At 72.1% G+C, this 14,217-nt stretch carries 12 protein-coding genes; 3 read left to right on the top strand and 9 right to left on the bottom strand.

Features of this window, described 5'->3' with window-relative positions:
* Nucleotides 1-17: 17 nt before the first annotated feature.
* Complete coding sequence (locus Q9G87_RS49660; RefSeq protein ID WP_305923674.1) at nt 18-350, bottom strand: MoaF-related domain-containing protein; 333 nt, start codon at nt 348-350, stop codon at nt 18-20.
* A gap of 134 nt (nt 351-484) precedes the next feature.
* On the bottom strand, nt 485-1,270 hold the full coding sequence (locus tag Q9G87_RS49655) for an alpha/beta fold hydrolase (protein WP_305923673.1): 786 nt from the start codon (nt 1,268-1,270) through the stop codon (nt 485-487).
* A 262-nt stretch (nt 1,271-1,532) separates the two neighbouring features.
* On the opposite strand from Q9G87_RS49655, the gene Q9G87_RS49650 reads away from it, so the two are divergent.
* Nucleotides 1,533-2,327, top strand: a complete 795-nt coding sequence (locus tag Q9G87_RS49650; protein WP_305923672.1) for an alpha/beta hydrolase — start codon at nt 1,533-1,535, stop codon at nt 2,325-2,327.
* Between the two features lie 22 nt (nt 2,328-2,349).
* Here the strand turns inward: Q9G87_RS49650 and Q9G87_RS49645 are convergent, their stop codons facing one another.
* Nucleotides 2,350-2,955 carry a TetR/AcrR family transcriptional regulator gene (locus Q9G87_RS49645; RefSeq protein ID WP_305923671.1) on the bottom strand — a complete coding sequence of 202 codons (606 nt, stop codon included), beginning with the start codon at nt 2,953-2,955 and terminating at the stop codon, nt 2,350-2,352.
* A 122-nt stretch (nt 2,956-3,077) separates the two neighbouring features.
* Between Q9G87_RS49645 and Q9G87_RS49640 the strand changes: the two genes are divergently transcribed.
* Together Q9G87_RS49640 and Q9G87_RS49635 are read left to right on the top strand one after the other, a co-directional pair.
* Nucleotides 3,078-3,821 carry a 3-oxoacyl-ACP reductase family protein gene (locus Q9G87_RS49640; protein WP_305923670.1) on the top strand — a complete coding sequence of 248 codons (744 nt, stop codon included), beginning with the start codon at nt 3,078-3,080 and terminating at the stop codon, nt 3,819-3,821.
* On the top strand, nt 3,791-4,489 hold the full coding sequence (locus Q9G87_RS49635) for an NADPH-dependent F420 reductase (RefSeq protein WP_371825950.1): 699 nt from the start codon (nt 3,791-3,793) through the stop codon (nt 4,487-4,489). The genes Q9G87_RS49640 and Q9G87_RS49635 overlap by 31 nt, the downstream gene beginning before the upstream one ends.
* Before the next feature lie 104 nt (nt 4,490-4,593).
* On the opposite strand, the gene Q9G87_RS49630 is transcribed toward Q9G87_RS49635, so the two are convergent.
* The 6 genes from Q9G87_RS49630 to Q9G87_RS49605 form a co-directional block, all read right to left on the bottom strand.
* On the bottom strand, nt 4,594-5,031 hold the full coding sequence (locus Q9G87_RS49630; protein WP_305923669.1) for a hypothetical protein: 438 nt from the start codon (nt 5,029-5,031) through the stop codon (nt 4,594-4,596).
* Entirely contained in the window at nt 5,028-8,750 is a 3,723-nt protein-coding gene (locus Q9G87_RS49625) for a multicopper oxidase domain-containing protein (protein ID WP_305923668.1), read from the bottom strand. Before Q9G87_RS49625 ends, Q9G87_RS49630 begins: the two co-directional genes overlap by 4 nt.
* A gap of 226 nt (nt 8,751-8,976) precedes the next feature.
* The gene (locus Q9G87_RS49620) at nt 8,977-10,200 is read right to left on the bottom strand and encodes an MFS transporter (protein WP_305923667.1); all 1,224 of its coding nucleotides are present in this window, start codon (nt 10,198-10,200) and stop codon (nt 8,977-8,979) included.
* A 124-nt stretch (nt 10,201-10,324) separates the two neighbouring features.
* Nucleotides 10,325-11,605: a TIGR04053 family radical SAM/SPASM domain-containing protein gene (locus Q9G87_RS49615; protein WP_305923666.1), complete on the bottom strand. Its 1,281-nt coding sequence runs from the start codon at nt 11,603-11,605 to the stop codon at nt 10,325-10,327.
* A complete protein-coding gene (locus Q9G87_RS49610) occupies nt 11,602-13,017 on the bottom strand; it encodes a nitronate monooxygenase (protein WP_305923665.1) in 1,416 nt (471 codons plus the stop codon). The genes Q9G87_RS49615 and Q9G87_RS49610 overlap by 4 nt, the downstream gene beginning before the upstream one ends.
* Complete coding sequence (locus Q9G87_RS49605) at nt 13,010-14,113, bottom strand: Acg family FMN-binding oxidoreductase (RefSeq protein ID WP_305923664.1); 1,104 nt, start codon at nt 14,111-14,113, stop codon at nt 13,010-13,012. Before Q9G87_RS49605 ends, Q9G87_RS49610 begins: the two co-directional genes overlap by 8 nt.
* Nucleotides 14,114-14,217: the final 104 nt, after the last annotated feature.

Raw genomic sequence — 14,217 nt, 5'->3', positions numbered from 1 at the left:
AGTGTTCCACGGCGTGGTCATCTTGTGGATGGGCCAGCCACCCGGCGCAGGGTTCCGGCGCGGAGCACCGGCGGCTGGCCTGGCGCGACGGCCACCCAGCGGACCATCCCGTTGGGGAAGTCGGCCAGCTGCGTCACTACGAGGCCCGATGCGTGGTACCAGGTCATCAGGAACAGGCCTGGCCTGGCCTCCACGGTCGTCAAGGAAACCGTCTCGGTGTGTCCCGTCTCGGCCAGGTCGCCGCCCTCCAGCACGGTGATCGTCAGCCGGGCGTCCGGCTCGTATCGCAGCGCCGCGGCGACGTCGCCGAGGTTGACCAGGTAGTGCTCGCCGGGGATGGGAGCCGACACTGAGAGTCTCCGTACGGCATCGGTGGGGTGGATGTGTCCAGGGGTGATAGGGCGCCTGTCGGCCGCAGTCGCGCGATCTCGATCACACAACTGCAGCCGGACCGGGTGCGGGTACGCCCGTGGGCGCGGTGCCGTCAGGTCGTGCTGTGCGCCGCCGCCTTGATGATCGAGATCGTCTGGGACGGGCTGGAGACCATGACCGCGTGGGACGCCTCCGGGACGAAGACGGTACGGGCGCCCGCGCGCTTGGCCATGAACCGCTGGGCGGCGGCCGGGATCGCCCGGTCCTTGCCGGCGACCAGGAACCACGACGGGATGGAAGTCCAGGCCGCCTCGGTGCTCGGGATGCTCAGGGCGGCGTAGGACGCCGGGCGCTGGGCCGCGGCCATGACCGAGGTGACCGATGCGGGCACGTCGGCGGCGAACACCCGGCGGAAGTCCCCTGGGACGATGTAGAGGTCGACCCCGCCGGGGTAGGGGCGCTGCAGGAGCGCCTGGGGCAGTTCGCTACCCTCATACTTGCCGGTCAGGGTCAGCGCGCTCTCCCCCTTGTCCGGGGCGAACGCCGCCACGTAGACCAGGGCCTTGACATTGGCGTGGCCGACGGCGGCGGTGGAGATGACCGCTCCGCCGTAGGAGTGACCGACCAGGACGACCGGGCCCTCGATGGTGTCCAGGACGCTGCTCACGTACGCCGCGTCGCCGGGCAGGTCGCGCAGCGGGTTGGCCGGGGCGATGACCGGATAGCCGGCCTGCTGCAGGCCCTTGATCGTCGCATTCCAGCCGGAGGCATCGGCGAAGGCGCCGTGCACGAGGACGACGGTGGGTTTGCTTGTGCCTGCCTCGGCCTGCGGCACGGCCGCGCCGGTCAGGGTTAACGCCAGGCCGATGGCGAGAACGGCTGTCAAGGGGGTCCGCATGGGTTGCTCCTTTGCTCGTTCGGATCTCCCCGCAGCCTTCGCCCCGAGCGGGCGTCCGCACATCGGTCACGCGACTGTCATCGAGACGGGCGGCCAGGCACACGGGCCGGTCCCGGCCATGCGGCGAGGGCCGTCGGCGCTGAGCCCGGCACGGTTGCCAACGGCCTCACCGCGCACGTTCAAACGACAGTCACGTGACCGATGCCGGCGACGGCGACGGAGGTGCACGCTCTCCTCGCAGATCAGAACAGAGGAGACAACCATGAGCACGATCGTCCTGATCCACGGGCTATGGATGACACCGCGCGGCTGGGAGGGATGGGTCCAGCGCTACACCGCGGCCGGGCACCGCGTCCTGGCCCCCGCCTGGCCCGGCATGGAGGGCGAGGTCGAGCAGCTCAACGCCGACCCTTCACCCATCGCCGGGCTCACCATCGACAAGGTCCTGGACCACCACGAGAAGATCATCAAAGGCCTGGACGAGCCGGCGATCATCATGGGCCACTCCTTCGGCGGCACCTTCACCCAGGTGCTGCTGGACCGCGGCCTCGGCTCAGCCGGGGTGGCCATCGACTCCGCCCAGGTCAAGGGCGTCATGAAGCTCCCGCTCGCCACCCTGCGCTCGACCTTCCCCGTCCTGGGCAACCCGGCCAACCGCAACCGGGCCGTCCCTCTCACGCCCGACCAGTTCCATTACGCCTTCACCAACACCCTCACCGCGGAGGAGTCGCTGAGGGTCTACCAGCGCTACCACGTCCCGGCCGCCGGGCACATCCTCTTCGAGGGCGCGCTGGCCAACTTCAACCCGCACGCCGCGACCAAGGTCCACTTCGACAACCCGGACCGAGCCCCGCTGCTGTTCATCTCCGGCGGGCAGGACCACGTGATCCCGGCCTCGATCAACACCGAGAACGTCCGCCGTTACCAGAAGTCCGGCGCGATCACCGAGCACGAGATCTACCCCGACCGCACCCACTACACCCTCGGCCAGGACGGCTGGGAGGAGGTCGCCGACCGGGCGCTCGCCTGGGCCCTCGCCCACGCCCGTACGAGCTGAGGGTGCGTCCAGGGCCGCAGGGTCATCGTTCGTCAACCGCGCCTTCTGGCCAGACGGCGAGAGCCTGATCGGCGAGGCGGTGCAGGTCCACGCGGCTGACACCGCCGGCGGCCTGCACCGAGATGCCCTGCCCGACGGCGGTGAGGTAATGAGCGAGGGTGCCGGGATCGATACCCGCGGGCAGGTCGCCTTCCATGAGCGCGCGCTCGAACCTGACGCGCAGTGCCGCCACGCCGCTCGCCCGGCGGGCGGCCAAGTCGCGGCGCAGCGGCTCGGCGCCGGCGCCGCAGGCCAGGGCGCCCTGGACGAGCAGGCAGCCGCGCGGATGGCCGGGCATGGTGTAGGCGTCGGCGGCGCCGTACAGCATGCGCTCCGCGACGCTCCGGGCGGTCGGCTCGGCGAGGGCTGCGGCGACGAACGCGCCGGGGCCCTGCAGGTAGCGGTCGACCGCCTTGAGGAACAGGCTCTCCTTGTTGCCGAAAGCGGCATACAGGCTACGCCGGTTGATGCCCATGGCCTCGGTGAGGTCACTGAGCGACGTCCCTTCATAGCCGTCACGCCAAAACAGCCGCATGGCCACCTCCAGAGCCCGATCGGCCTCGAAGGAACGGGGCCGTCCTCGCTCCATGAGTCGTCTCCTTCTCCTGCGATCTCGGGTGAGCGGAATACCGCCCGGTGGCGCCCTGTTGCAGCCACCGGAAATAGTAACCGAACGGTTTGGTATTCCGTTCCAAAGATAGGGAAACAGCCATGACGCAGCAGCTCGCCGGTAAGTCGGCACTGGTGACCGGAGGATCACGCGGCATCGGGGCGGCGATCGTGCGCCGGTTGGCGCGGGAGGGGGCACGGGTCGCCTTCACCTACACCAGCGCCAAGGACCAGGCCGACGCGCTCGTCGCGGAGGTCACCGCAGCAGGCGGCCGGGCACTGGCCGTACAGGCCGACAGCGCCGACCCACAGGCGGTGCAGGATGCGGTGGACCGTACCGTCGAGGAGCTCGGAGCCCTGGACATCCTGGTCAACAACGCGGGCGTAGCGCATGTGGCGCCACTGGAGGAATTTCCGCTCAAGGAGTTCGACCGGATGATCGCGGTCAACGTCCGGGGCGTCTTCACCGCCATTCAAGCAGCCGCCCCCCACTTGGGCCGAGGCGGGCGGATCATCACCATCGGCAGCATCAACGCCGACCGCGTGCCCGTGCCCGGCACTGGCGTCTACTCCCTCACCAAGGCGGCGGTCGCCGGACTGAGCCGAGGGCTGGCCCGCGAACTCGGGCCGCGCGGCATCACCGTCAACACCATCCAGCCCGGACCCACCGAGACCGACATGAACCCTGACTCCGGCCCGTTCGCCGAGTCGATGAAAGCGATGCTCCCGGTGGGCCACTACGCCCAGCCCGCCGACATCGCCAGCGCCGTCGCCTACCTCGCCGGCCCGGAGGCCCGCTTCGTCACCGGCGCCAGCTGGGACGTCGACGGTGGCTTCGCCGTCTGACGGGAGCAGGCGGCGGGGGTCACACATCCACACCCACCACCCGACCGAAGGAACAAAAAGTCATGACCATCGGCATCATCGGGGCCGGAGCGATCGGGCAGGCCCTCGCCGGCCGCCTGGTCGCCGCCGGCCAGCAGGTCCTCATCAGCAGCAGCCGCGGCCCGGACTCGCTGCACGACCTGGTCCACGCGTTCGGCTCGCATCTGAAGCCGGCGTCGGTACGCGAGGCAGCCGCCGAAGACATCGTCATCATCGCCGTGCCCTGGAGGCAGCTGCCCATGGCGGTCAAGGCGGCGGACGTGGCGCACTGGGGCGGCCGCATCGTCATCGACACCACCAATCCACTGGGGCCGCCCGACTTCAAGGTCGCCGACCTCGGCGGGCGCACCTCCAGCGAGGTCGTCGCCGACCTCGTACCCGGCGCCCGCGTGGTCAAAGCCTTCAACACCCTCACCCCCGCCGTCCTCGGCGCCGACCCGCGCACACCCGCCGGACGCCGCGTCATCTTCCTCTCCGGCGACGACGCCGGTGCCAACGACCGCATCGCCCACCTGATCCAGCACGCCGGATGGGCCGCCATCGACCTCGGCCCGCTGGCCATCGGCGGCCGCCTTCAGCAGTTCCCGGGCGGCCCCCTGCCGACCCTGAGACTCCTCCAGGAAACCTGACCCGACCATCGGCCATCTCGGGCAGTGCCGCCCTGCGCACCGCGGTATTCCCCCAAGGAGGGACGCGGCTGCGCGGAAATGAGACGTCACCTCCCACAAGAGGGCTACGAGGGGGGCAGCGCGGTGGCGAGCAACACGACGCCGAGAGAACCCACAAGCGAGGTCACCGCCATGGCCCGTGCCAGTGTGGGGCGGCCCGCGCCTGTGGCCCAGCCGTGCCCTCCGGCGGCGGCCATGACCGCGCAGAACAGCAGCAGCTTGGCGGCCAAGATCCGGCCGTAGCCGGGCTCGGCAAGCGAGGCCCACGTGACCCCCTTGTGCCAGGCGATGGCCACACCAGTGGCCAGCTGAACGGGCAGGAACGCCGCGACGGTGAGCAGGCCGAAGCGGCGGCCGACGGCGGTCAGCACCTGGCCGCGCCGCTGCTCGTCCAGCAGGCGCCGGGCCAGGGGCAGCACCACCAGCGACACGGTGAGCTGACCGCCGACCCACAACGCCGCCCCCAGCACGTGCAGGAACCGCACCACCGACCACCACGTCATGGCGCGCTCACCTTGAACAGGCCGTGCGCGCCTGCCTCGGCCTGGCTCATCGTGTGGTCCACCACGGGATACGTGCCCGCCTCTGGGAAGACCATCTCGGCGAACCCGCCCTGCGCCGGAGCCAGGTCGAGCACCTGCGCCCCGCCTGGATCGTCGGCCCGAAGCAGGTACGTGCCTTCCTTGTAGACCGTGTCGAACGGAGCCCCCACCACGTGCAGCGCCGTGCCCGAGCTAGGGCCCGCGGCCACGGCCCAGATACGCACCCGCTCTCCGGCCTTGGCCTGGAGCGGGGCGTGGTCGTAGCCGGCGGCGGTGCCGTTGAACATCCAGCCGTCCGGCTCGCCCTGCCGGATCTTGGCGACTTGGGCGTCCGTGCCGGGCTCGCCCAGGTACAGCTCCCCCTGCACCAGGAGGTACTCGCGGTCCACCTTCGGCAGGCCAGGCGGGTCGATGATGACCGCGCCGTACATGCCGTTGGCGATGTGCTGGGTCATCGGCATGGTCGAGCAGTGGTACAGCCAGGATCCGGCGTGGTCGGTACGGAAGCGGTAGGTCAACCGCTCCCCTGGCTGGATCGTGCGCATGGGGCCGTCCGGTGCGGTCGCCCCGGCGTGGAAGTCGATGCCGTGGCCCATCGTGCCTGCGTTGACGAACGTGACGACGAACACGTCGCCGACCTTGCCACGCAGCACAGGCCCGGGCATGGTGCCGTTGAACGTCCACACACGTTGCCGCACCCCGGGGGCGACCTCTTGGATGGCGGTGTCGTCGGCGCGGATCTCGATGTGATGTTCGGTGCCGCCGGGCGCGGGCTTCAGGGTTGCGTCGTGCGGCTTCCAGCCTGGAGACATGGGTGCACTCAGGTCCAGGCGCGTGGGTTCGCCTGGTTGCGCCGCTGCGGTTGCGTGACCGTTGTGGCCGGTGCTCGCCCCGAGCCGGGAGGCCGCGGCTGTGCCGGTCGCGACGATGCGCATCGTCATGCCGGCCGCGCGGTGCCCGGCGACCGTGCACCAGCCGTCCACGGCCTCCCCCAGCGGCTGGAGCTTCAGCGTGGCGCTCTGGCCGGAGGACAGCATCGGGGTACGTTCGCCGGTCGCCAGGCGCAGGTCATGGCGCTGGGCGTCGGCGTTGGTGACCCGCAGAGTCAGCACGGTGCCCGCGGGCGCCTCGATCACGGCAGGCCGGATGCTCATCCCGGACAGCGTCACCTCGACCGTCTTGGACCCGGTCGCCGCCACAGTCGACGGACCGGAGACGCCGGTCGTGGCGACGACGACTGCCGCGGCGGTCAGCAGGCAGCCGACGGCGACCCCGGCGATGGCCGGCAGCGATTGCCGCCAGGCTCTGCCGCCGTTCACCGAGCCCTCTGCCCCTGGGGACTGTGCGACGTCAGCCGCCGGCTGGGCACGGATCGTGCGGGCTCGGGCCAGGGCGGTCATGGCCAAGGCGACGAAGGCCGCGGCCGAGCCCAGCACCAGCGCCCAGCCGAGCAACGTCACCGGTGGCGGCACCGGCAGGACCAGCAGCGGCACGCCCAGGTTGAGGGCCGCCAGCCGCACCGGCCAGCCGCGTTCCAGCAGCGCCACGTTCTCCTTGAACCGGGCCGGGCCGCCGCCCAGCACCGCGGGCAGCAGGTGCAGCAGCGAGCCGAGCAGCACTTGGGCGACGAAGCCGACGAGCACCAGCGGCAGCAGCGGCAGCAGCGGCAGCAGCGGCTCCAGCGCCGCGGCGACCTCGGCTGCCGGGCGGGTGGCGATGATCACCAGGTTCGCGGCCAGCGTCAGCTCGAACCAGACGATCGCCGCAGCCAGCATCCACGAGGCTCCGGTGTGCGGGCGTCTGCGCCGCAGCGCGTCGACCAGCGGGGCGAGCACTGCCAGCCCTCCTGCGGCGTACGCCACCAGCCCTGCCAGGGCCACCCACCTCCAGCCCGTCAGCAGCCCGGCGACGGCCACCGTCAGCCCGGGCGCTGCCAGCCAGAGTCCCACGCGTGACGCCCGTCGAGTCGCGTCCGACATGCGCGTGCACAGGACCGTGGGCCAGAGGGTGAACAGCGTGCCGAGCACGGTGAGGCCGACCCAGCCGAACAGGTTCACCTCGGCGTGCGCGGCATGCAGCCGCTCGTGCACCGCCCCGTGTCCGGCGTGCGCGGCCAGCAGCCCGCCCAGGGTGCCGCCGACGGCGAGCGCTCCGGCGGCGGACACGTACCAGCCGATGATGTGGCCGAACCGGCCGGGCAGGGCCTGCCGCACCAGCCGGACGAGCACGGCGGCGTGCCACAGCACCACCCCGACGACCAGCGCCGCTCCGGCGGCGGCCAGCTGCCACGGTCCCCACGACACCCCGGCCAGTACCGCCACCGTCGCCACGTTCAGCAGACCCAGCCGGGTCAGGCTGCCGCGCTGCGGCGGTGTGCGGACGCGTAGCAGCGCCACGGTGAAGTGCTCGCTCCAGATGAGGATCGCGGTGCTGACCGTGCCCAGCAGGAACACGTGGATCAGCAGCCAGCGCGGCGCCGGCAGCACGTCACCCGCCAGCGCCGCCACGACGGTCAGGGCGAGCCAGCCGACGACGATCGCGTTCGCCCGCAGATGCCACGAGGCACGCGGTCGCTGCGGCGGCGGTGCTTCAAGCGGCGGCCTGCCCTTTTCTATGCGGATATTGACCGGACCCACCCCGGACACCTCCCTATCGTGACCGGAGCGCGTCAACGCGATCGCGCATCCGGCGAACATCAGCAGAGCCGGCGCCGCGAGCACCCCGCCCGACGTGCGCACGGCTTCGGCAGCTGCCAGGTCCCCGGCCACTCGCAGCGCCACCGCGGCGTGCAGCGTCACCAGCGGTAGATAGAGAACGGGCCGGTACAGCAGCCGCACCCGCAGCAGCGCGGGAAGGATCACCGGGGCGTGCCCGAACACCATGGACATGACGAAACCGAGGAAAAGGGCATGGAGCGCGGCGTCGTACAGATATCGGCCCGACGCCAGGCCGGAGGCCGCCCACAGCGCCCCGGCCACCGCCAGCCAGCCGTAGCCGGCAAGCAGGCAGACGGCCGCGTACCGGGAGAGCCCAGCACCGCGCGCGGTCCGCCGCGCCACGTCGTAAAAGCCGAGCCATGCGGCGACCACGACCATCCCGGCCCCGGCGGTGCGCGCGCCCGCAATCGGGGCGAGGAGCGACGCCACGGCCCCTGCGCCCACCAGGGCGGCGGCGGCCAGCAGGCCGGCCCAGGCGCGAGGGCGCAGGAACACGACGTGCGCCAACTCCAGCCGTTCGGCAGCGATCGTCAGCACCAAGAAGACGGCGAACCAGACCACCAGCTCCGGCACCGGCCGCCCAGTGAGCCACAATCCGCCAGCCACTGGCCACGCCACCGCCCCGCCGAGCTGGAGGAACGTCTCACGGGACCGACGGCGGCCGAGCAGCGCCAGGTAGATGGCCAGCAGCCAGCCGCCACCGGCGGTCAGTGCCACGCGGCCTATCTGCTCGGCACCGACGGCAAGAGCCACCGCACCCGCCGCAGCGAACGCCGGCGCCAGGTAACCCCAGGGGCGGCGCAGCGCCACCGCGCGCTCGAGCGCGATCAATGTGCCGAGGAAACCCAGAGCCATGAGCGGCCCGTGCTGCTCGATGAACGACCCGGGTGCCGGAATCTCCTCAACCAGGAGCGTAAGTCCGCCGACGACCCCGGCGACCAACGCGACCGCCGCTCCAGCCATCAGCGGCAACCGCCCCCAGGCCACTCGCCGCCCAGGTACTCTTCCCCGGCTGGCCCGTCCCGGCCGGCCGGGGCGTCCAGGTTGCGCTGCCTGTGGCGGCGCGCTGGGAGTCTGCGGTGTCGCCACGGTCTGTCACGCCCTCCGTTGCGCGAATGAGGTGGTCATTGAGGAGCAGTCAACGGTCCGGCCACGCCGAGGGCGGCCGGACCACCGTAGGACGAGCAGGTCAGCCGGCCCCGACATGCTCGGCCGTACGACGGACAGCCACCGAGCGGATCACGGTCACCGTCAGAGCCAGGGTGAGCGCGGCGGTGATGGCCAGCAGGGCCAGGCCGAGGCCGTAGGAGCCGAGCTGTCCGTAGAGGAAGCCCATCACCAGCGGAGGTACGAAACCGCCGAGGCCGCCGGCGGCGCCGACCAGGCCGGTGACCGTGCCGACCTTGTCGGCCGGTGCGACTTGGGCGACGAGGGCGAAGGTGGCGCCGCTGCCTGCGCCGAGTGCGGCGGCCATGGTGAGGAAGGCGATGGTGCCGAGCGGCATGAGGCCGGGGGTGAGCGCCTGCACCCCGGCCATGACGGCGATGAGGACGAACACGCCGGTCAGCACAGGAATGGGACCGATGCGGTCGGACAGCCAGCCGCCCACCGGCCGGGCCAGGACGGCCAGCACCACGAACCCCGCCATGCGGTTGGCCGCGTCGGCCAGCTCGAGGCCGTAGCCGGTCTGCAGGTAGGCGGGCAGGTAGACGGAGAAGGCGACGTAGCCGCCGAAGGCGACCGCGTACAGCACGCACGCCTGCCAGGTGATGGACAGCTTCACAGTGGCGGCCATGCGTGCCATCAGCGGCTGGGTGGCGACGGTGCGGCCGGGCGCGTCCCGCAGGACCAGCCGCGCGACGACGGCGTAAGCAGCCAGAACGACGGCGGTGATCAGGAAGGGGGTGGCGGGGCCGCCGGTCCGGACGAGGGGGACGGTGGTCAGGGCGCTGATGGCGGTGCCGCCCATCCCGGCGCCGAAGATCCCGACGGCCAGGCCACGCCGGTGTGGCGGGAACCAGGCGTTGACGAACGGCACGCCGACGGCGAAGACGGTGCCACCGATGCCGAGGAAGAACCCGCCGGCCAGCAGCGCGGCCAGCGAGGTCTGCCCGGCCACGCCGATGAACAGGACGGGCACGATGGTGGCGGCGGAGATCAGCGGGAACATCACCCGCCCGCCGAAGCGGTCGGTCAGAGCGCCGACCGGGATGCGGCCCAGCGAGCCGACGATCACGGGCACGGCGACCAGCAGCGCCTGCTGCCCGGCAGACAGGCCGAGCAACTCTTTGAACCGGGGGCCCAGCGGACTGAGCAGGGCCCAGGCCCAGAAGTTCACCGCGAAGCCCAGGGTCGCCAGGCCGAGCATCAGCGCGGGTGTGCGCCCATGAATGATGGCCGGTGCGTTCGTCATGTCATCCTCACGTGATCGTGGATTCGTAGGTGGCCGCAGCTGCGTGCCGCGAAGGTGCCCCGGTCTCATCTCAGCTCACAGGTCCTGGAGCGGGGTATGGACCAAGGTCCCGACCTTCGGGGACTTAGGACGTGTGGAGGTGCCGGGCCAGGTCGCTCTGGTAGGGGAAGCTGCCCGGCTCGTAACCGCACCAGGGCTCCTCGGCGAGCACGTCGCCGGTGCAGGCGTACGCTCGCGACCGCGAGCCGCCGCAGACGGTCCGGAACTCGCACGCCCCGCACCGCCCGCCCAGCCGGTCGGGGTCGCGCAGCGCGACGAACAGGGGCGAGGACCGGTAGATCTCGGTCAGCGGCCGCTCGCGGACGTTGCCCGCATCCAGCGGCAGGAACCCCGACGGGTGCACGGTGCCGGTGTGGGAGACGAACACGAAACCGCGTCCGGCATTCACGTCGACGGGCGGGCGGCGTACCCGGCTCTCCCCCACCAGTCCGGCCTGTCGCGCCCGATGGTGGAGGTCTTGGTAGAGCGGCCCCAGCGTCTCGGCGTGGTCGGCACCGTGTTCGGCCAGGATGCGTCGCTGCACGGACACGCGCCGGAAGTGGTGTGCCTCGGTGGTCTTGACCGGGATCGTGGTGCCCAGGTCGTACAGGAAGTGCAGCACGTCCTCGGCTTCCTCGGGCCTCAGCGCGGACAGGGCGCGGCCCCTGCCGGTGGGCACCAGGAAGAAGACGCTCCACAACAGCGCGCCCTGGTCGCGTACCAGGCGGGCGATGTCCGGCAGCCGGGCCAGGTTGCGACGCGTCACAGTGGTGTTGATCTGCACCTTGAGCCCAGCCTCACGGGCCGCCCGCCAGGCTGCCATGGTCCTGTCGAACACGCCGTCGTAGCCGCGGAAGGCGTCGTGCCCGGCGTCGGTGGCCCCGTCGAGGCTGAGCGAGATCGCCGCGGCGCCCGCCTCGCGCAACCGGGCCAGGTTACCCCGGGTGAGCGCCGGGGTGGCCGAGGGCGACACGGCCGGGGACAGCCCGAGCTCGCGGGCCCGCCGTACCAGCTCGAACAGATCCGGCCGTTCGAACGGGTCACCGCCCGTGATCACGAACAGCGGCGCGGGCCGGCCGAAGTCCGCCACTTGCCGCATCAGTTCCCCGGCCTGCTCGGTGGTCAACTCCTCCGGGTGCCGGTCGGGTACGGCCTCGGCCCGGCAATGCAAGCACGCCAGCGGACAGGCCCGCGTGGCCTCCCAGATCACGATGAACGGGCGGTCCGCGACATCCCTACGGACCCGCCGCAACGGCGGCCTCCCGGACGACCGCTTATCGGCGCCGGTGCGCTCGGCCCGGGGTGCGGTGCCGTCCGGTCGGCCGATCTCGTGCGCCGACCGGACAGCCTCCGACCACTTCGTCATACGTGGGCTCCCAACAGGATGTGGGCCACCACGTCGGCCGCCGAGTGGTCATCCGGCAGGCCATCGAGGAAGCCGGCGTCCTGACCGAGCGTGAGCAGCGGCGGCTCGTCATACCCGTCGGCGCGATGCTGGCCAAGACCGATCGCAGCGAGCAGGCCGTTGCACAGGCAACGACGGTCGGCCGCCTCCTCGGCCGGTCGCCCCTTACGCACGTAGGTGTCGACCGGCTCGGCCGGGCAGCGATAGCCGACGGAGCCGTCCGGTTTGGCGAACGGCGTACGCAGGTAGCCCAGGTCGCACAGCCGCGGGCGCGCCTCGTACACCTCCTGCTCCGACAGCGTCCCCGCCACATCGGCCACCTTGAACGGGAACCCGGTGGGCGAGGCCCGCGGGTCGTTGCGTACCTGGAGGGCGCCGCTCGCGGCCTGCTCGCGCAGGCGTCTGCGCAGGCCGGGGTCGAGCCCGGAATCCCGGCACAGCGCGAACGCCGACCCCACCTGGATCCCCTGCGCGCCCGCCGCCCAGGCCCGCTCGAGCCCGCCGGGGGTGCCGTATCCACCGGCCAGCCAGAACGGCAGCCCGAGCGCGGCGACCTTGGCCGTGTCGACCTCGTCGCGCGGCCCGTACACCGGCTCTCCCGCCGGATCGAGTGTCATCCTGCCCCGGGGCGGCGCGCTGTGCCCGCCCGCCACCGGCGACTCGATTACGAACCCGTCCGGCCTGGTCACCGGCGAGCGGGCAAGGTAGGCGGCCAGCACGTGCGCCGACACGATCGCCAGCAGCTTGGGCCGGGCCAGCGGCGTCAGGCGGTGGCCGAGCAGCCGGGCCGGGTCGATCCCGATCGTGTGCCCGTCGCCGCCCGCGACTGCCACCGAGATCCGGGCGGGGTGGTGCTCGGCGAGGTCGTCGAGCAGGCGCGGGATCTCCGCCGGGATGCCGGCGCCGACCAGCACGTAGTCGGCACCGGCCAGCATCGCGCCGTAGACGGCCGCCGGGGTGGCGAGCTGGATCTTCTCCAGGTAGTTCACCCCGACAGGCCCATCATGGTCCTCCTTCGCCAGGAAGACCTCGGCGAAGTTGGCGACCACGGCGAGTTCGTCGCGGGCGCGGTTGGCCCGCAGCCCCAGGCGGGTCACCGGACGGTACGGCACGTCCGGGCCGGTCCCGCCGGGCACGAAATAGCGACCGAGCACCCGCTCGGCGATCTCAGGCACAGGAAAGCAGGCCAGCGCGCGCCGCAGATGGCCGCCGGGGTCGCCGCGCTGTAGCCGCCGGGCGAGGGTGACGTCCAGCGCTGTCCCCGACACCACGCCAAGTTGCCCGGTCGCGGCGACCGCCCGGGCCAGCCGCCAGCCCGAGACGCCCACACCCATCCCGCCCTGGATCAGGGCGGGCCGCACCGGCTCAGCCACGCCGGGCCTCCCGCGTGCGCAGGTTGAGGACCTCGAATACGGGGCGGCGGGGCACACGTGGGACCGGCGGGCCGTACCCGAGCCTGATCAGCATCTGCAAGTGGCCCAACGGCCCGGCGTGGTCGCCGCGGTGCTGCGGCGGGCGCAGGTCGAGGGGCTGGCTGAACAGCGAGGCGGCCGCGCCGTGCGCGGTCGCGGTGAGCAGCACCCGCTGCAGCGCCTGCCCGGCGCGCAGCCAGTCGAGCGGACTATCGCCCTTGGTGAACAGGGCGGCGATCTGCGGATCCGGTTCGAAGTCCGCCTGTTCCCGCACGGGCTCGCTGGCCGCGCCCGGTCGACGGTCACGGACGGTTTGCGCGCCGCCCAGGGCGAAGTCGCGCATGGGCAGCTCACCGTTTCTCGGGCGGGGACCGAAGGCGTGCTCGGGCACGCCGTCGGAGCGCGCCTCCGAGCCGGTCCAGCGGGCCAGCTCGGCACGGTAGGACGCCTCGGCGGCCAGCGTGCCCTCGGCCACGGCGACCATGTCGAGCACCCGCCGCGCCGTCCGGCCATTGACCAGGACAAGCGTGGCACCCTCCGTGTAGGCCGCGGTGACCAGGTCGAGGAAGACGTTCCTCGGCAGCGGGCGGCCATCGAAGGGAAGGCGGTTGGTACGCCGGTGCGGGATCATGCCATACAGCAGCCGCTCGTCCTGGTCGGGTGGGCTACCCGGGGTGGCGCGTACGGTGGCCAGCAGGTCGGGCCGTTCGCCGGGGTCGGGCAGCGGCAGGACCTCGGGGTTGTGCCCGGTCATCCGGATCGCCAGCCGCAGGTTGAACAGGGCGGCCCCGCAGCTGATGCCGAGCCCGCGCCCCATGGGATCGGTGACGGCCAGCAGCCGGTCGAGGTCGGCGTACAGGTCCATGGTGGCGTCGTCGACACGGCGGAAGCGCCACGGCTGGGTGTTGTGCACTGAGGGCCCCGCGACGGCGGCGTGCACCAGCCTGCGCACGCCGGCCCGCGTGGCGAAGGGCTTTCCCCCGTCCGCGGACTGCGGGACGGCATGGGACCCAGCGCCGGGGACAACGGACTCAGGGATCGCGCCGGTTCCGGTCATGGGGCCATTCCCAGCGCAGAGGTAAGAACGGACATGGACCCAAGATCCCGCGCTTCACCGTGTTCACAGCAGGGACCAAAGTCCTTCAGAGCGCGTCCGATGGA

The sequence above is a fragment of the Nonomuraea turcica genome, from assembly GCF_030718205.1.
In the GTDB taxonomy this organism is placed as follows: domain Bacteria; phylum Actinomycetota; class Actinomycetes; order Streptosporangiales; family Streptosporangiaceae; genus Nonomuraea.
This window is presented reverse-complemented; position numbering and strand designations above follow the sequence as displayed.